This is a genomic window from Njordella aestuarii, from assembly GCF_056494165.1.
In genome coordinates this window covers 2,524,975-2,541,831 of the sequence record NZ_CM151397.1, presented here as the reverse complement: position 1 = coordinate 2,541,831, position 16,857 = coordinate 2,524,975, and the positions used below count along the sequence as shown (strand labels likewise).

The 16,857-nt window shown below is 51.1% G+C and carries 17 protein-coding genes; 13 read left to right on the top strand and 4 right to left on the bottom strand.

Features of this window, described 5'->3' with window-relative positions; translation table 11 throughout:
• The first annotated feature begins 226 nt into the window (after positions 1 to 226).
• The 13 genes from SH451x_RS09935 (at position 227) to SH451x_RS09875 (ending at position 10,802) form a co-directional block, all read left to right on the top strand.
• On the top strand, positions 227 to 610 hold the full coding sequence (locus SH451x_RS09935; protein WP_479362301.1) for a hypothetical protein: 384 nt from the start codon (positions 227 to 229) through the stop codon (positions 608 to 610).
• A 51-nt stretch (positions 611 to 661) separates the two neighbouring features.
• Positions 662 to 832: a hypothetical protein gene (locus SH451x_RS09930; RefSeq protein WP_479362300.1), complete on the top strand. Its 171-nt coding sequence runs from the start codon at positions 662 to 664 to the stop codon at positions 830 to 832.
• 105 nt (positions 833 to 937) lie between these two features.
• Positions 938 to 1,558, top strand: coding sequence for a hypothetical protein (locus SH451x_RS09925; protein ID WP_479362299.1), 621 nt, complete (start codon positions 938 to 940; stop codon positions 1,556 to 1,558).
• Between the two features lie 151 nt (positions 1,559 to 1,709).
• The gene (locus SH451x_RS09920) at positions 1,710 to 2,804 is read left to right on the top strand and encodes a hypothetical protein (protein WP_479362298.1); all 1,095 of its coding nucleotides are present in this window, start codon (positions 1,710 to 1,712) and stop codon (positions 2,802 to 2,804) included.
• A gap of 123 nt (positions 2,805 to 2,927) precedes the next feature.
• Complete coding sequence (locus tag SH451x_RS09915; RefSeq protein ID WP_479362297.1) at positions 2,928 to 3,677, top strand: hypothetical protein; 750 nt, start codon at positions 2,928 to 2,930, stop codon at positions 3,675 to 3,677.
• 101 nt (positions 3,678 to 3,778) lie between these two features.
• Entirely contained in the window at positions 3,779 to 4,126 is a 348-nt protein-coding gene (locus tag SH451x_RS09910) for a hypothetical protein (protein ID WP_479362296.1), read from the top strand.
• A gap of 130 nt (positions 4,127 to 4,256) precedes the next feature.
• Positions 4,257 to 4,436: a hypothetical protein gene (locus tag SH451x_RS09905; protein ID WP_479362295.1), complete on the top strand. Its 180-nt coding sequence runs from the start codon at positions 4,257 to 4,259 to the stop codon at positions 4,434 to 4,436.
• A 100-nt stretch (positions 4,437 to 4,536) separates the two neighbouring features.
• The gene (locus SH451x_RS09900; protein WP_479362294.1) at positions 4,537 to 5,292 is read left to right on the top strand and encodes an ankyrin repeat domain-containing protein; all 756 of its coding nucleotides are present in this window, start codon (positions 4,537 to 4,539) and stop codon (positions 5,290 to 5,292) included.
• A 77-nt stretch (positions 5,293 to 5,369) separates the two neighbouring features.
• Complete coding sequence (locus SH451x_RS09895) at positions 5,370 to 5,630, top strand: DUF6429 family protein (RefSeq protein WP_479362293.1); 261 nt, start codon at positions 5,370 to 5,372, stop codon at positions 5,628 to 5,630.
• Between the two features lie 535 nt (positions 5,631 to 6,165).
• Entirely contained in the window at positions 6,166 to 7,983 is a 1,818-nt protein-coding gene (locus SH451x_RS09890) for a polymorphic toxin-type HINT domain-containing protein (protein WP_479362292.1), read from the top strand.
• 104 nt (positions 7,984 to 8,087) lie between these two features.
• Positions 8,088 to 8,660 carry a class I SAM-dependent methyltransferase gene (locus SH451x_RS09885; RefSeq protein WP_479362291.1) on the top strand — a complete coding sequence of 191 codons (573 nt, stop codon included), beginning with the start codon at positions 8,088 to 8,090 and terminating at the stop codon, positions 8,658 to 8,660.
• 42 nt (positions 8,661 to 8,702) lie between these two features.
• Positions 8,703 to 9,695 (top strand): NAD(P)H-quinone oxidoreductase, encoded by a 993-nt coding sequence (locus SH451x_RS09880; RefSeq protein ID WP_479362290.1) that lies wholly within the window; start codon positions 8,703 to 8,705, stop codon positions 9,693 to 9,695.
• Between the two features lie 48 nt (positions 9,696 to 9,743).
• Positions 9,744 to 10,802: a PA0069 family radical SAM protein gene (locus SH451x_RS09875; RefSeq protein ID WP_479362289.1), complete on the top strand. Its 1,059-nt coding sequence runs from the start codon at positions 9,744 to 9,746 to the stop codon at positions 10,800 to 10,802.
• 1,208 nt (positions 10,803 to 12,010) lie between these two features.
• On the opposite strand, the gene SH451x_RS09870 is transcribed toward SH451x_RS09875, so the two are convergent.
• From SH451x_RS09870 to SH451x_RS09855, 4 genes are read right to left on the bottom strand one after another with little or no spacing between them, the layout of a single operon-like run.
• Positions 12,011 to 12,490, bottom strand: coding sequence for a hypothetical protein (locus tag SH451x_RS09870; protein WP_479362288.1), 480 nt, complete (start codon positions 12,488 to 12,490; stop codon positions 12,011 to 12,013).
• On the bottom strand, positions 12,487 to 13,440 hold the full coding sequence (locus SH451x_RS09865; protein ID WP_479362287.1) for an RluA family pseudouridine synthase: 954 nt from the start codon (positions 13,438 to 13,440) through the stop codon (positions 12,487 to 12,489). Before SH451x_RS09865 ends, SH451x_RS09870 begins: the two co-directional genes overlap by 4 nt.
• 59 nt (positions 13,441 to 13,499) lie before the next feature.
• Positions 13,500 to 14,927, bottom strand: coding sequence for a glycoside hydrolase family 30 protein (locus SH451x_RS09860; protein WP_479362286.1), 1,428 nt, complete (start codon positions 14,925 to 14,927; stop codon positions 13,500 to 13,502).
• Between the two features lie 40 nt (positions 14,928 to 14,967).
• Positions 14,968 to 16,797: an Hsp70 family protein gene (locus SH451x_RS09855; RefSeq protein ID WP_479362285.1), complete on the bottom strand. Its 1,830-nt coding sequence runs from the start codon at positions 16,795 to 16,797 to the stop codon at positions 14,968 to 14,970.
• Positions 16,798 to 16,857 lie beyond the last annotated feature (60 nt).

Below are 16,857 nucleotides of genomic sequence, written 5' to 3'. Positions count from 1 at the left end.
GCCGCCTTAGATACTTTTCATACTAGTAATGATCCTGGTTACCAGGCTCTGCCTGGTGACCGGCTGCACGGCAGGCTCTGCCTGCACGATTTGGTCAACCGTAAAGTCGGAGGCAGAGCCTCCAAGACAGCGCGTTCCCAGGCAGAGCCTGGGAACGAGAGTAATCTCGATACCGAATCGCAACGATTCAGCAAATAGGATCAACAAGCATACGACTTGCAGGCCTATGAAAATTCACGTCGGTTCTCTGTTAACGTTTGCATTTTTCATCATTTACCACTACGTGCTTGGTGAAACGCCACTGACCATCATCATGATCCTTTCGTACTTGCTTGCATGGTGCCTAACATCTGTCTGGATTGTTTATCAAGTCAGTAAGGCTTCTGGAAAATCGATATCTTCAAATTCCGGTCGATATTGGGCTACGTTTTTCGTAGGCTTCTTAGCAATCATTCTGATCGGCGAGCGACTTCTACCGAAGATAAATCTTTACGCTAGCATCGCGCTCTTTTTGACTGCCGTTACAGTTTCGCAGGTTGCCGCCATACTATTATTTGGAATACAATCAAGTTCGCGTGAAGGCGACTTCCCTAAATCCCAGATGCCTTGAATTTCGGCGCGGAATCCGATACAGCAACAATTTCTTTATAAGAGTAGTACGATGAAAACTTCTTTTTTTGTGTTGGCAACAGCGTTTGCGATTGGGGCGATTGCTGGATCACTTTTGCGACTTGGTGTCATCGAGATCGCCATTGTTTGGGCGTTGCTCATAGGAGGATACTTTGGAGTACGGTCGTTGCGTTCGTCTGGAAAGTCTGCCATCGCCCAGTGAGCGTGAAAGTCGACATGGCTAACCATGTGGAATTTTAAACCGCGCGTATTTCTGTGTTTCGCCAATTCCAATTCCATGTTTGAAAGGGGCAGTAGTCGGTGAAACATGGGAATGCTGTATCACAAGTTTTGCCCCACGTGCGACTATAACTCTGCGGCGAGAGTAACATTCGACGGTTTCGTTGGCTCGGCAATTTCGCAGGCCCCGGTTGGAGGTGAGATCATTGCTGTCGGACATATGGCCTATATCACGGATAATGGCACTTTGGTCACTCTTCCACATCCAACAGAATCGGAGGCGTTGAGTGCCGCCGGTGTAACTTGGACCGAGGCAGTTCTCAGCGGCCGCTTGCTGTTCATTCACAAACTCATCTGTTCTGATTGCGGCGGAGACAACGCGACAGCTTCTTTCTGTTCGGCAGGCACGGGTTGTTTTACTGGTCTAGGTCTGGGGATTGTCGCGGTTGCTTGCAATATAAGCCTTTTCCATTTTCATCCAGTTCTCGAACTTCTCTTCGTTATGGTGGCGTTGTTTATGCCTGGCTTGATCTTCGAATACTACCTGCGAATTCGTTTCGGAAAGAATGCTTTACCTTTCCAAGCCACAAGTTGCTCACAATGCGGTAGCAATCATCTAGTTAAAGTATCGTCTGCCAGGAAGCGTCGATTTCCTTGCTATCGTTGCAAAGAAAAGTCGCTGACTCTTCGCATTGCAGGAAAGTCATAACGCAATCCTATGTCTTGCAAACGCCAGAGCATACAATGAAGGTACCTGATGCCTGCTAATCAACATGGCGTAGAAATCCAGCACACTAATTGACTTGAGTTGTACTATATTTTCTTTGCATAAGTGACCGTTAGCTGCGAGCGACATAACAATGACAGCGACACCACACGACAGACTCGTCTCATCAGTTGCAGGACTTCCCGACTTCATCGACCTTGTGAATGCGACAATACTGCCTATTGGCCTAGCCGAAACAGCATTGGAAGACAACAGGTCTGCGCTTGAGGAAGCCAGAAGTGTCTTAGGACCGGAGTGCGTAGTACCGGTTCGAAATGAAATATCGTACTTCTCTGAGTGTTACGCTCAAAGTTCGGATTTTAGAAAGCTTGCCCGCGCGTTTTACGTTGAAGCTCGAATCGCTACGGCACATGAGAATTTTGGCGAAGTCGCGCGTATTGGACTAGAGCTTTTCGAATTGTCTAATGCAACTCGTCGCGGCGGACTGCTGATCAACAGTCTCGTTAGCATATCCATTTCGCGGATGGCCATTGATGCACTACGCGTTATTCGGACTAAATTCGATGGAGCTACCCGTCGCCGTATAATTGCAGAACTTTGTCGGCTCGACTTAGAACGTGAATCGTTCGACGACATAGCGGCGAGGGATAGAGAATGGGAAGCTTCGACAAATGAGACAGAAAACGAACCGTACAATTTTACTTCGCAGGAGCTTTCTTCCTGGGAAGAGTGTGGTTTGTCGGAAACTGAGCAGAGTCGGCTCCTGGAATCGCTCCAGCAGATTGCAGATCTTCCTGATGTGGAGCAACAAAATATGCAGCGAGACCAAGACTATCGTGTTGTTGCGTTGATGCGTTTGTTAGCAGTCGACCTAGCATTGCGAGACCACTACGAAGCCTTCGGTGCATATCCGGAAAACCTTTCGAAGGTGTTAACTGGTCCATACTGCAGGCTGCTCTGTGATCCGTATACGACCCAATCGTTTCACTATCACTCATTGCGCAGAAGGGCTTTTCGACTGTACAGTACCGGCCGCAAGCATCCGGATTGTTTCGACCGCTTTGGCCGTCGGGAAAATGTCGATAGTAGCTGCTATAACATTTGCTTGGATGGAGACGATTTTCCCACTTCGGCGACTAGCTCTGGCTTGTGGCGACAGATCGTCTCAAAGATTTGGCGGGGCTGTCGCAGCCTCAGATCCTGGGTTAGCAACAGCGGCTCGTCTTGACTGATTCATGTTGCTCTGGATTTCGACAACGATATTATGAGAGTACGATGGCATGGTCCTGTTTTATTGGGGCATTCGCAAAGCGCAGGTCGAAACCGCTAGATTAATTTTCGAAGCCAATTGATGGACACAATCACACCAGAAAGACATCGCCTCACGCTGTTCAGCCTTCTGGCATTGAATGCAGGCGTAGCTGTGGCTCTGGTTGTTGCGCGCGGGATCTCGCAGCTTCGCTTTCCAGCAGACTCGATCTATTACAATCTTGACCATGTGAAGGTTGGTGGAGTCGATCTGCTGATTGCTGCAGTATACGGCGTCTGCGTTACGACATTTCTGTTTGCCTGGAAGTCTGGGAATTTATGGCAAAGCCCGGGAAAGACGTTGTCGTTCCTGTTTGCAACGATGTGCGTGCTCAATTGGACGCTCGACTTTATTGCCGCACTTGTGACAAGCTATCAATTGCAAACAACACTGCCACCTGGTGTGCAGGACTCGCGCGGTTACGTCGGGGGCATTTGGTATCAAAACTTGTCCGCTTCGATCGGTTACGTCGTTGCTGTGCCCCTTTTGGTAGGAGTAATCTATAAAGCGAGGTATCAGCACTTTACTTGGCAAATCGCCTGGATCGGCTTTCTGCTTTTCGCCATCAGTATGGTGGGAACTATACACTTCAATTTTTATCCGCACTTTCCGATTTGGATCAACCACTGGTATTTTGAGATGGCGATCGGGATTCCGATACTGTCGCTCGCAATTGCGTTAGTGGTCGCGTTATTACGTCGAGAACCTTTAGATTGGTGGACGGTTGTAACCGCACCTTTGATCGTTTGTGTGTGGTGCATTGGATTGGTGCTGAAGGCAGCTGCGTTGTAGGCTGAGACATCCGCTGGGACCACCTGCAAAGAGCAGCCAAATTTTGTCCTCATTGTCGGATTCGTACTGACACACTTTTAAATGAATGAACAATTTCGCAAATGCTTCCTCAGCAACGTAAGGTTTGCCGCATGCCACTTGAGCGACTTTGGGACGACGGCGGGGAAGTTAACGCATCACGCAGTTGCGACTTAGGCATTTCGGATATCAAAAAGTTACTTCGCCGTGGTCGCGTTCAGTTCGTTGTCGCAACTGTTGGCGCACCACTAAAATGGATTCCTGAGCAAGAGACATTTGAATTTTGGGCTAATGAGGCAAAGCTGCACGTTGCTGCACCGGAGCTGGAAGGGTTCCACCTGGAAGATTTCCCTGAAGAATATGCTTATTGCGCGTCTCTGTGGCTTCAGGATCGAGACACTTCAATCGTCTTGTTGGAGATGCATCATTGAAGCCAGCGTCGCATCAGTCACATGTGAAAACAAGAGGCCAAGTAGTCGTCGCCAACAAAACATGTTAGAAATCTCAGATTGAACTTGCGAGGGCGCGGGCCGTTAATCTTACAAGGAACTGAGGAAGAGGATGAAGTTGAACAAGGGCACAAAATGGGGGCTTGGTATTGGGATTCTTGGGGCAATAATCGCGATTGTCGCGCTCGGAATTGAAGATCCGGGCAAAATGGGATCGACGACGTTGCTCGCTGTGGTAGGTGGAGCAATTATCGGGACCGTAATAGGAATGGCCACTGGGATGAAATCGTAAACTGCTTGCTGGATAACCAGTGCTAGACCATGCACCGCGACGTGCAATATTCATGTCCACGCGCCCCACATGGTACACGCTTGCTTGAGGAACCGAAAAGATGACGAATGCGACCGCTGATTTGCTCGCTGCGTTTGATGGGCATAAAGTCGAAGGTGTACGCGCCGCGCTGCGAGCTGGGGCGGACGCATGCACGCCGGTCGATGGCAAGTCACCCGTGCTCTGGCTGTTAGAAGAGTATACGCGTTCCGATCGACTCGGCGATTGCCTGCGGCTTTTGTTAGAACGCGGCGCTGAACTTCCATCTGCCGAGCTTGCGCCAGTATTGCTTAATGATTCCGATGCTTTAAAAGAAATCATTGAAGCTCGCCCTGCTATCCTAGATGAACGTGTGTCTCTCGTTTCATCTTTTACGTCACTGCAAACGGTAACATTACTGCATGTTGCGGCGGAATACGGGAATTTCGATGCCGCTCGGGTGCTTGTCGATGCTGGCGCTGATGTGAACGCGATGGCAGAAGTCGACGACGATGGGCTGAACGGCCATACGCCACTTTTCCATACGGTCAATTCAAGCTTCAATCGATCGGAACCCATCATGCAACTTTTGCTTTCCGCAGGCGCGCGGACCGACATTCGCCTTAATGGGGTAACATGGGGCAAAGGCTTTGCTTGGGAGACAATTTTTTTTGACGTGACGCCCATCTCCTACGCTCAACTTGGCCTAATGCCGCAAGTTCATCGCGCCGAGCATGATATCTATGCCAATATCCAAACACTCCTCAAATGGTCCGGTAGGAAACGCCCAACGTTGCGAAACGTGCCTAACCAATATTTACTTCCGAAAAATCCGTAGAGACTTTCGCCTCGGTCAGCAGGTTGTGGTGACGCGGATGCTTTGAGAGTTCCGATCACAAGAATTGGAGTTGAACAATGTCAAAACTCGATGAGAAAAAAATCGATGATGCTGTTTTGGCACTATTGTTTCTCGGTTGCATTGAAGAGGGCTCTGGATTCAGAGCATGGAAGTCGCACGATTGGCATGCGCTTGCGAGGCTGCACGAGGCTGGCTTCATTGAAAATCCTGTCGGGAAAGCGAAGTCAGTCGCGTTTACATCAGAGGGAATGAAACGTTCCAAACAACTGCTGCACGAATTGTTCGGACGCAACGCAAACGAAGCTGCGGAATTTTAGTCTAATAGCGAAGTCACGACCGCTCGCTCCTAGATCACATCGTGATTGTAAATGTGCGATTCTCCTACGGCAAACCACCTGTGATCAGTCTGATAACAGAGTCGCTCATTTCGCACAGATGTTACATGCGTCATCTGCCTATCGAAGGTCTGCATACAATTGGCTCTCGGTTTGTTCTCCGATTTTCCGGCCTCGTCAATTCTGCCGCGAAGTTAACTTTAACGCATCTACATATGAGTGTTTGCCAACAGCTTATGCTCTAAAGTCAAGTCAAATGGTTATCGCCGGCGGTGGTAACAGCTGGGCGAGGTCATATCTGTAGCGATTATTTCAATTATTTTGGCACGAGATTAGATATTTGAATTCCGGAAGTTGCACCTTGCCTGGCGCAGACTGCGTGCCTCAGAATTAAAGCATGGCAGTCGCACAGAACGCCACGTCGCTCGGTGCCGTTACGATTGTTCCCGTTCTCGATGTCGAACTCTGAGTGCCTCAGGGTGACACGAAATTCGTACACAATACTCTTGGAGAGTTTATGTCCCGTCTTTTCTCAAGCACGATGGCGTTACTGTTAGTATCGTCCTCTGCAATTTATCCCGTAGCCGCTGGCTCGGACAAGAAAGCTAAACGACAGGCTGTTAGCGAAGCAACGCAGCTCGTGAATGAAGCTCTATCTGCCGAGGCCCAAGGCGATTTAGCGGCTCGGCAAAAGCTATTTTCGCAAGCCGCGAATCTGACGGAAATCGAAGCTGCGAAATGGCATAGTGGGTACGTTAAATCGGACGCTGGCCAATGGTTGACCGTCGATGAAAGCATAAAGCAAGCGTCCAACGATAAAAAGCTGGTCCAATACGAAACTATCCGGGCCCAAGCGGCCGACTCGTCCGTCGGACAAATGCAGCTCGCCGTGTGGTGCATCCAAAACGGGATGCTCGATCAAGCCCGTTCGCATTTGAATGTAGTCTTACAGAAAGACCCCGACAATGCTCAAGCGAAACTGGCGTTAGGTTACCAGTTGGTTAGCGGAAAGTGGATTACTCCCAGCGAAGTTCAACAGTTTGAACGGCGGTCGGCTGCGACGAAACAGTCGTATGATAAGTTTGGCAAAGAGATTCGAACGATTGTGCGCAATCTTGAATCAGGCAATGTGCGCATTCGACAAGCAGCGCGCGAGGCGATTGTAAAACTAAACGATCCTGAAGCAGTGCCGGCCATCGAAGCCGTCTTTAATCAGAACCTTCACCTTGCTGAGACAGCCGTGAACTGGTTGAGCAGCATCGATTCCGTTGGGTCTTCTCAGGTGCTAGCGAAGTATGCACTACTGCATGATAAACCTGAAATACGATTGCTGGCGACGGAAGCACTTAAGTACAGACCGCTTCACGACTTTGTGCCTGACCTCCTTGCGATGATGGCAACTCCGATAAGCACATCGTTGGTTCCCATGTATGACGAGCGCGGCGAGGTTGAAGGCTATTCGCAGGCCTTCACACAAGAAAAATTCGACCGTAAGGAAGTTGTCTCATATAACAAAAAGTTTCAAACGAGCGGCAGCAGATCCACTGGCCAGCGTTTTGTCGAATCGCAGCTTGAACTGGCACTGAATCCAGAGACGCAGGACCAAGCTTCGTTGCAACAGACCGCTTCCTCGGAGGATGTTCGTAACGAAAACAATCGCGTCGAGGAAAGAAACTTCCGTATCGGAAATTTGATTGCTGCGGTTGGGAATACTTCTTATAACAACGATGCCAAGCAAATGTGGGGTTGGTGGGACGAATACAACGAGACGGCGTACCAAGAGTTTAAGCCAGAGCGTTATGAGTCCTACAATGAAGAGTATCAAGTTTTGGATTCCGACGACGATGACGATGACGGAAATTCTGGCGAGTGCTTCGTTGAAGGCACGTTGATCGTCACCAATCGCGGCATGAAGGCGATCGATACGATTGTCGCCGGCGATCTGGTATTGTCTCGCAACATCGCGAGCGGTGCACTTGAGTGGAAGCCTGTGTTGCGAGCAACTCGCCGTCCTCCAGAAGCGACGCGTATTTTAACCGTACGTGACGATCGACTTCAGTGCACAACTGGGCATTTGCTGTGGGTGTCGGGCAGTGGTTGGAAGAAAGCGAGCGAACTGAAGAAGGGTGACATTCTGCACGGAGCAAAAGAGCCGATCGTCCTCGACAATGTGGAAGAAGCGTCTGACGCTGCGACGTTCAATTTGGATGTGGCCGACAACGGAACGTACTTCGTAGGAAAGAGCATGATCATGTCACATGATGTGAAGCCTCGGTCTGCGAATCGCGAGATTGTTCCGGGACTGCGGATGGTTTCTACCAAGGCTAAACGCTAATGAACGACATGCCGCGTTGACAAAGAATGCCGTTAAGCTTAAGAAAATAGTCGAGCCGCGTCGTTTCTGATGCGGCTCGATTCATTTTATTATAAAGCAATCGCATGTCGCTCACGTTTCTGAAGTCCTTCATTCGCCGCCCCGGACAGGTCGGTGCGATTGCCCCCAGCTCTCGGTATTTGGCCGCCGAGATGGTGCGGTGGTTCGACTGGGATAATATTCGGAATATTGTCGAGTATGGCCCGGGCACTGGCATATTTACGGAAGCAATTCGCGGCCAACTTAAACCTGGCTCCAAATTCTTCGTAATCGAACGCTGCCCAGATTTATGCAACGTTCTGCGAACTCGGTTCAATGATTTGGATGTTTGCGAAGATAGTGTGCAGAATGTAGCGGCGCTTTGCAAGCAACGCGAGATGACTCAGGTTGATGCGATTGTTTGTGGATTACCGTGGGCATCGTTTCCTGAAGCACTTCAGCAGTCTTGCCTCGATTCGATGGCCGAGGTCCTCAGTCCAAATGCTCAGTTCGCTACGTTCGCATACTGGCAGGGGCTACTATTGCCAGCGGCTCATCGTTTTCGGCGTAAACTGGATAATTACTTCCCTAACATCCACTCAAGTCCTACCGTTTGGAAGAATTTACCGCCAGCTTTTATCTATCGCTGCCAAAGATAGGTCCAGTTTGCCTAGCAGATATAATTCTCGGGGGAACTAATCATGACGCTCAAATCGATGCGTGTAGTGATCGCGAAATCGGCAGGCGGTCCAGAGGTTTTGCAGGTCGAAGAGTCGGCGATACCGGAGCCGGCGTCAAACCAAGTGCTTATCGAAGTGCATGCAGCAGGCATAAACCGAGCTGATCTTATGCAACGATCAGGCGACTACCCGCCGCCCAAAGATGCCTCACCAGTGCTTGGTCTAGAGGTAGCCGGAGTCGTAGTGCAATCGCCCAGCCAATCGCAATGGCGGACGGGAGATCGAGTATGCGCCTTGGTGCACGGCGGCGGCTATGCGGAGTATTGCGTGGCGGACTTGGGGGCGTGCTTGGCAATTCCAGATGCGATCGATTTCAACGAAGCCGCTGGGATTCCGGAGACCTTCTTTACCGTGTGGTCTAATGTTTTTGAACTTGGAAGATTGGCTGCAGGCGAACGATTTTTTGTGCACGGCGGTACCAGTGGTATCGGTACGATAGCAATCCAGCTCGCAAAGGCCTTTGGCGCGGAAGTTTTCGCAACAGCGGGAACCGATGCAAAGTGCGAGGCGTGTCGAAATCTCGGTGCGAAACAAGCGTTCAATTATAAAGAGGTAGATTTTGTGGCGGCCCTGAAGACGGCGGCCGACGGCCATGGAGTGGACGTGATTCTGGATATGATCGGCGGTGCCTATACCGAACGGAACATCGAATGCCTGGCAATGGATGGCCGGATTGTTCAGATCGCAACTCAAGACAATCCGATTGTTCAGCTGAATCTATTGAAGCTGATGCGAAAGCGTGGAGTGCTGACCGGGTCAGTGCTTCGCCCGCGGTCAGACGCCGACAAAAGCCGCATAGCGAGTGAGCTACGCGAGAAAGTCTGGCCAATGCTTGCGAACGGCACGGTCAAAGTAGTCGTCGATCGCGTCTTCCCGATCGACAATGTCCAAGATGCACATCGATACATGGACGCAGGTACTCATATCGGCAAAGTCGTCCTCGCAATGAAATAGCTGGACTCTACCGGTACCACTCGGATCGCTTTATTGAAGGACTGCAAAGTGCGACATGGCTCTAACATTGATCCGCCGAATCGCTTTGAAGTGATTCGCATGGAAGTCGACGGCGATGCTTTAGATGATGATGAAGAATTACGGCAGCAGCAACTGACGCGTCCTGTCGAATATTTGTCAGATCAAACTCAGTCGATTATCGCCGAAAACAATTCGCCTGATGTTCCGTTTCGGTACAGCTTGAATCCGTACCGCGGATGTGTCCACGGCTGCGCGTACTGCTATGCTCGCCCAACGCACGAGTATCTAGGACTGAACGCGGGCTTTGATTTTGAGACGAAGATCGTGGTCAAGGAACAAGCCCCGGAACTTTTTAAGGTATTTCTGAGTAAGAAAAGTTGGGTTCCTGAAGTCATCGCTTTCTCCGGAGTCACAGATTGTTATCAGCCTGCCGAGCGTCAATTCCGTTTGACTCAGCAATGCCTGGAAGTTGCCGACCATTTTAAACAGCCGATCGGGATCATTACGAAGAACGCTTTGGTGGTGCGTGACCTCGATCTGTTGAAATCGCTGGCGGAAAGCAATCTAGTGCATGTTTTTGTATCCATTACAACCTTAGATGCCGCCTTGGCAAGGGACATGGAACCTCGAACTAGCACTCCGGATGCACGACTTCGCGCCATCGCGCAATTGACGGTAGCAGGCATCCCGACGGGCGTTATGATCGCTCCGGTCATTCCAGGCTTGAACGATTCCGAGATGCCACTCATCATGAAACGATCCGCAGAGGCAGGCGCGCTTACTGCAGGATATGTTTTTCTGCGTCTACCTCAAACCGTCGCGCCTGTGTTTGAAGAATGGATTCGTCGAGTCCGCCCTAATAAAGCAGATATGGTGCTAGATCGAATTCGGCAATCGCGCGAAGGCAAGCTGAACAACGCCGAGTTTAAAGCACGCATGGTGGGCTCGGGAGTAATTGCTGATCAGATTCGGCAGATGTTTCACATGTTCCGTAAGCAATACGGTTTAGACAAGAAACTGATCCCATTGGACTGTTCGCTCTTTAACGTCCCGCAGTCATCACCGCGGCAGCTCCGATTGTTTTAGGTCGCCGATCGAGAGTCGAACCAGCAGAGTGGGGGAAATAAAAAAGCCGTGGTACCGACAGTGCTCTCTCTCAAAGGGTCCTCTCCCTCCCTTCGAAAGAAATCAGTTGTCAGAACACACGGCTCTTAGTTCGTTCGAGTGCTGATAGGAACTAAGTTCGATCAGCAGTCGGACAAAAAGCTGCACAGGCTCCTTCTAACTAGGTGGTTAGTGAAACGTACTGCGAACTGAAAGAACCTATTTGCAGCTGACGTGCCGGACGAATTTTTGACAGAGTTGAAACGAGCCTTGGATGGCAGTCGAAGGACATCTTGGGAATGAAGGCACGCTACGAATTGCGTTTAATGTCACAGAATCAGACCATAAGCAATAAAGGAAAAATTTTTCGATATCTAGTCGTCGATGGAGACGTCTCATTGTTGTAGCACTCGTGCCTAAAAACGAGGCAAGTTCAAAGCACCCGCACCCGATCTGGCTTCGCCTACAGGCCGGGCCAAGCGCATCGTAGCTGGCTTCGCCTAGAAGCCGGCGATGTATTGGAAAGGTTTGCCGTTTCGCCACGAGCACTGCTGGGCAAGCCAGCATTGGCACCCGATTTCAGGAAAAGGACCGATTCAGGAAATGGCCCCAGGTTCGACCGCGTTGTGGTACTGAATCGCGGAGCGATGGCATTTGCTAGCCTGGGGTGGAGCGAAACGAGCTGAAGGCGAGTTTACGCGGAACCCCAGGTATTACGCCCCAATGATTTCTGAGTCGCGGAGCGACGGCAGACATATATCCAGCGTCAGGTCAACGTGGGCCCACCGGCGGTTTAACCTTCTGCCGTCGCTCCGCGACTCAAATGCATCTGTTGGGTCCCGACCTGGGACTCACGTCCCAGGCTATCATATGTCATTGCTCCGCAATTCGCAGATACAAGCGCATCGTAGCTGGCTTCGCCAGAAGCCGGGGCAAGCGCATCGTGGCTGGCTTCGCCAAGAAGCCGGGGATGTGTTGGAAAGCTTTGCCGTTACGCCACGAGCACTGCTGGGCAAGCCAGCAGTGGCACCCGATTTCAGGAAATGCAACCTTATAGCATTCGCAAGTTTGTCATGAACTGCAACCGTCCCAGAAATCGCCACCGTTTTCAGGAATCGCACTGAGAGCCCCCGCGTTCTAGGCGAACGCAGCTACGGGGGAGGTCCGCTCCATAAGGTGGCGACGCCAGCTCACTCTGGCTCGCTTACTGGCTGGCCTTGTTCGTCGAAATACCGTTCCGCCACGGCTCGAGCTCCATTTGGAATCTGAGCATAAACCGTCACGCGGTTGACCGTCTTACTACCAGTCTGGAAGGGCGTGCCGCCTCCCTTTGTGATAAAGAATTCCTGAGGCAGTTCAATCGAGCCACCTCCGAGTAGTTTCTCGCGATGATAGTAAAAAAACTCTTTGTTCAACGATATTGTTACGTTTCGATAATCATCGGACGTCGGATTCGTAACTTTGACACTCGACATAAGCCGAACACCAGCGTCGCGATCATTCGGGATCTTATATTGCATGACCCCGATCGAGACATCCACGTCCAACTTCGGTTCGGCCGGAGCTTCGCTTGTGGCGACAAACGTCACAACAAAAGTTGGCGGTATAATCGTGACGCAGAGCAGCATTACAATCAGTTGCCACCGCTTGATAGGCTTGGGACGATTCATCGACGATCTGTTCCCTTCATTTGCCGATGGAAGGTCTTGAATTCTTGCGGCCATTCCGTCTGAAACTGCAACGATTCACCGGTTCTAGGATGCTGGAAACCTAAACTTTCCGCATGCAGTGCAATTCGTTTGTAATTCCAACGCGAATGTTCAGCAGCCGACGACTCGTACCTCGGATCGCCCAAAATCGGATGCCCCGATTCTGCCAGATGAACGCGAATCTGATTTCTGCGGCCAGTTTCAAGCTGTACCTGCAACAAGGTAGCGTCGGAGTATGAAGTGTGCTTGGTCCAATGCGTGATCGCCAACTGCCCGTCTGCCGCGTTTTCCGTCGAATAGCGATTCAGATCTTTATCAGTCGCCAGATACGATCGGAAAGATCCTTCGTTGCCCTGCATCTGCCCTGCAACGATCGCAATATAAACTCGGTTGGGCTTTCGAGCGGCGAACTGATCGCGGATCTTCATTGCAACAGGCAGCGATTTGGCAAAGACTAACACGCCCGAAACGCCTCGATCCAGTCGATGAACACACATCACGCCGCTCGCGTTTCGACGTTTGTCTTGATAGCGATCGATCAAACCGATGAGTGTCCGGTTTTCTTTGTAAGGCGTCGGAACAGTAAGCAACCCTGCGGGCTTGTTCACGACAATGATGTCATCGTCATCGTACAAGATCGAAAACTGGACGGAGGACGAACTAGATTTTGATTTTCCCTTCTTGCTGGGCGTTGCAATCGGCTGCGGTGTATAGTCGATTTCGACGCGATCATTCACTTCCAATCGCTGGTGATTCTGAGCGACAACGCGATTGTTTACACGGACCGCGCCGGAGTGAATAATCTGCTCCGCCATCGTTCGCGAAACCTTGATGTGCGACTGGACGAAAGCAGCCAGATTTCGAGCAGGGAAGGGAATTGATTCACTAACGTGAAATTTTTGAATGGCCAAGGAAAAGTTGCTTTGGGAGTTTGTGAGGAAAACGTTCGTTCGTATTGGATCGCAAGAATCTATTTCAAAAGCTGTGGTAACACGATCGTCGATAAACTGTGTGGAGGAAGCGTCGTCTCGAAGCGATCGCTCTGGGACTGTATTTGGTAAAGCTGCTCGTGGCTGGACGCATTCTGAACGATTATAACTTGCGATCCATCTGGATTTGCAAAGGCGACGTGGTTCGCGGCGTCTCCGCCTGAGGACTTGATGCGTTTCGCATTGGGGCGGACAAACTTCGAACCATGAGCGAGCACATAGTAGGCAACATTTCGCTCGACCTTTTCATCGATCGTCAACGCTCCAAGGCAAGCGTCGCAACCGCCGTCGGTATGTGGATCTTCGTTTTCGTCGGCAGCCAAGTTCCACTCAAGGACGGCTCTTGCCCAATTGTTAGTCGCGCCGATTAGAATATTCTTCGCATGCCATTCTAGGTCACCCGCAAATTGACCATTAGAACTGGTCCATTGTTCGGTAAAGTAGATATGTTTGTCGGGGAAAGCTTCCTTTACCTTCGACATCGCCGCAATGTCCCCCGCATACAAATGAAAGGCTGATCCATCAATGAAGGATGCGGCCTTTGCGTTACTCAAGACAGTGATGGGGTACTCGGGATGGTCACAATTATGATCAAAAATCATAATGCGAGTCGCTAGATTTGCTTTCGTAAGAGCAGGGCCAAGATGTTCTGCGATAAACGTCGCTTGTTCATCGGCCGACATTAACATGCTCGGATTGTTGTGTTCATTTTCAGGCTCATTCTGAATCGTTACATATTGTACCGGAGTGCCTGCATCGTTCATTGCCGTCAAATACTTAACAAAGTACTGCGCAAAAGCAGCATAGTATTCTGGAAGCAGGCGGCCACCTTTGAACGATTTGTTGTCTTTCATCCAAATTGGAGCCGACCAAGGCGATGAAATCAGGACAAGGTTCGGATTTCGATTTCGGATTTCCTTCAACAGCGGTACAAGATCCTTAAGCGCACGCTCGAAGTTGAACGATGATAAATCGGCGTCAGCCGTCTCCGAGTCGGCGTACGTATAGGGCTCGGCACTTAAGTCGGACGCACCGAGGCTAATCCGCAATACATCAAGCCCGATCCCAGCTTCTTTCCGCGTGAAGAGTTCGTCCAGCAGACGGGCTCGTTGCTGCTCGTCCAGTTTGCTATTGATCACCCAAGCGCTGCCGTCCGTTAGGGTTGCGCCAAAGCCAACCATCTCTTGATACGATGTCGTATTATCCAACGTGATCGTTTGCGAGTCCGCCGCCGAGACCGACGCTTCAACTACTGTCAAAGCGTCGGGACGGTGTTCTAACAGCATCGATTTGTCGGCCGTTGTGGTCCATACGCCAGCGATGTTATCCGCACCAAAAGCGACGGCAAGTTGCGAGATGCAGCAGACTGCGGCACAGGCAAATTTAAAGTAGAAGGTGTGTCGTTTCATTTTTGGCAGTTGAGAGTAGCGTCGGAACACGCAATTTTGTTCAGTCACTTCGAACGTTGAATTCCAGCTTCCAGCGTTGATCGCTCGCTTGACCGATGCACCAGAGTTCGAACATGCCTAGTTCTGTTATCTTACTTTGGAATTTTACCGGCACGATTTTTTGGTCGGCCGTTTCCGCGTTTGCTTCCAGCATCATACGCATAGGAGCGGTCTCGTGCAGTTCTTCCTCGTCCCAATACTTTAGCGTCGTGCCAACCTTATCGTCGCCACGAACGGCGGATGCGAAGAAGCGAAAGCTGGCCTCTTTCCCCACAACCAAGCCGATCTCTTTGGAGGGAACGGGCGTTTCTGTCCCTTCTTCCATGCCTTTGGGGACCACGCAGAGAGCTGTCAGCGGCCGAGCCATCCCTGGAACGGCGAGTCCGGCGCTTTCGATGCCGACATAATAGCTCCGGGCGGTACCACCGCGAATTCTAATCCCGCCGTTGTCTTTCGACCAAGCGTAATAAGCAGCTCCGCTAGCGACTGCCGCGTCCAGGTCTTCGACACCGCCCAGAATCGTAACCGCTTGTTCGTCTTGCCGAAATGCACAAAACACTTCCTGCATCCGGCTGCGCAAAGCGTTCGACTTAAAGACGCCGCCGTTGAACAGCAGTCGCGAGGGCAGCACGGGCTGCTCGTGCTCAGCATGTTGTTGGTCGGCCAAAAACGCAGCCACATGGCGCGTGATCGCTGTATCCTGCTCAAAAGGGAGTCCGATTTCCTGAAACCCGGCGGACGAATCGACCTCAGGCCTATCATGAAGTTGGCAATGAGGAAAGAAGCCATCGATCAGCACTTGTTCGACTTCGTGAGCGGCCAGATTTGTCGACACAGTGCCGCCGATCAAACGACTGCCGCGGCCGAGGACTGAGATGGTGTAGCTTTCTTGGTCGCTGCCGGAAAGCAGAGTCTCTTTGGCGTTTCGAGCAGCATGCCAGAGCGACATTGACTGCCAAGCGTTCAGTTTGTGTCCGCTTTCGGTGAATTTGTTGGCTGCGTAGTGAGCTAGCGCCAAATCCATATTGTCGCCGCCGACTAACAAGTGATTGCCGACAGCGATCCGTTTGAGAGTCAGCTCGCCCTGCATTTCGTCCACTTGCATCAAAGCCAGGTCTGTCGTACCGCCCCCGACGTCGCAGACTAAAATTTGGTCCTGCGCTTGCAATTGACGTCGCCAAGTATCGCCCGTTTTCGCGATCCAGTGGTACACTGCAGCTTGGGGTTCCTCGAGCGCAAGGAAGTCGTCAGGCAAGCCAGCTTCGCGAGCCGCTTGGAAAGTAAGCTCCCGGGCAGCCAAATCAAAGGACGCTGGTACTGTCAGCACAACACGCTGCTGAGCGAGAGGGTTCTCGGGAAAGGCGAGTCGCCATGCGGCTACCAGATGTTGCAAGATCAGTCTTGACGCTTGGACCGGTGACAGATGATCGACATCGTCTTCTGTTCCCCACGGCAGGAGCGCCGCGTGCCGATCGACGTCGGGATGGCAAAGCCAGCTTTTGGCTGCAACAATCGTCTGCTCCGGATTTTCAGCGGCAGCGCGACGAGCAAATTCGCCGACGACAATCCGATTCGCTCCCACGTTATTTGCCGCTGTATAAGGCGAATCACCGAAGGCTGGTGCGAGCGACAACGCCTCAAGATCCGTAGCCGCGGACTTGGCAATGTACACGAACGAAGGTAACGAAGGCAAAGATTCGATCTGCGAAACAGCGGTCAATTGCGGGATAGGAAGCAATTGAATCTGCGTGTCTTCCGCATCGATCGCCGTGTACGCGAGCACGGAATTTGTTGTGCCTAAATCAATCCCAATAGCAAATTTTGCAGTCATCAAGGTCTAGTAGTGTGAACGTAGAAATCGCGAAACCATAACGCTAGATCGCTCTAGGGC

Coding starts and splice junctions, on each gene's coding strand:
- SH451x_RS09895 (WP_479362293.1), top strand. CDS start 5,370: ATGTCAAAACTCGATGAGAAAAAAATCGATGATGCTGTTTTGGCACTA.
- SH451x_RS09890 (WP_479362292.1), top strand. CDS start 6,166: ATGTCCCGTCTTTTCTCAAGCACGATGGCGTTACTGTTAGTATCGTCC.
- SH451x_RS09885 (WP_479362291.1), top strand. CDS start 8,088: ATGTCGCTCACGTTTCTGAAGTCCTTCATTCGCCGCCCCGGACAGGTC.
- SH451x_RS09880 (WP_479362290.1), top strand. CDS start 8,703: ATGACGCTCAAATCGATGCGTGTAGTGATCGCGAAATCGGCAGGCGGT.
- SH451x_RS09925 (WP_479362299.1), top strand. CDS start 938: ATGGGAATGCTGTATCACAAGTTTTGCCCCACGTGCGACTATAACTCT.
- SH451x_RS09870 (WP_479362288.1), bottom strand. CDS start 12,490: ATGAATCGTCCCAAGCCTATCAAGCGGTGGCAACTGATTGTAATGCTG.
- SH451x_RS09860 (WP_479362286.1), bottom strand. CDS start 14,927: ATGAAACGACACACCTTCTACTTTAAATTTGCCTGTGCCGCAGTCTGC.
- SH451x_RS09910 (WP_479362296.1), top strand. CDS start 3,779: ATGCTTCCTCAGCAACGTAAGGTTTGCCGCATGCCACTTGAGCGACTT.
- SH451x_RS09915 (WP_479362297.1), top strand. CDS start 2,928: ATGGACACAATCACACCAGAAAGACATCGCCTCACGCTGTTCAGCCTT.
- SH451x_RS09920 (WP_479362298.1), top strand. CDS start 1,710: ATGACAGCGACACCACACGACAGACTCGTCTCATCAGTTGCAGGACTT.
- SH451x_RS09855 (WP_479362285.1), bottom strand. CDS start 16,797: ATGACTGCAAAATTTGCTATTGGGATTGATTTAGGCACAACAAATTCC.
- SH451x_RS09935 (WP_479362301.1), top strand. CDS start 227: ATGAAAATTCACGTCGGTTCTCTGTTAACGTTTGCATTTTTCATCATT.
- SH451x_RS09905 (WP_479362295.1), top strand. CDS start 4,257: ATGAAGTTGAACAAGGGCACAAAATGGGGGCTTGGTATTGGGATTCTT.
- SH451x_RS09930 (WP_479362300.1), top strand. CDS start 662: ATGAAAACTTCTTTTTTTGTGTTGGCAACAGCGTTTGCGATTGGGGCG.
- SH451x_RS09900 (WP_479362294.1), top strand. CDS start 4,537: ATGACGAATGCGACCGCTGATTTGCTCGCTGCGTTTGATGGGCATAAA.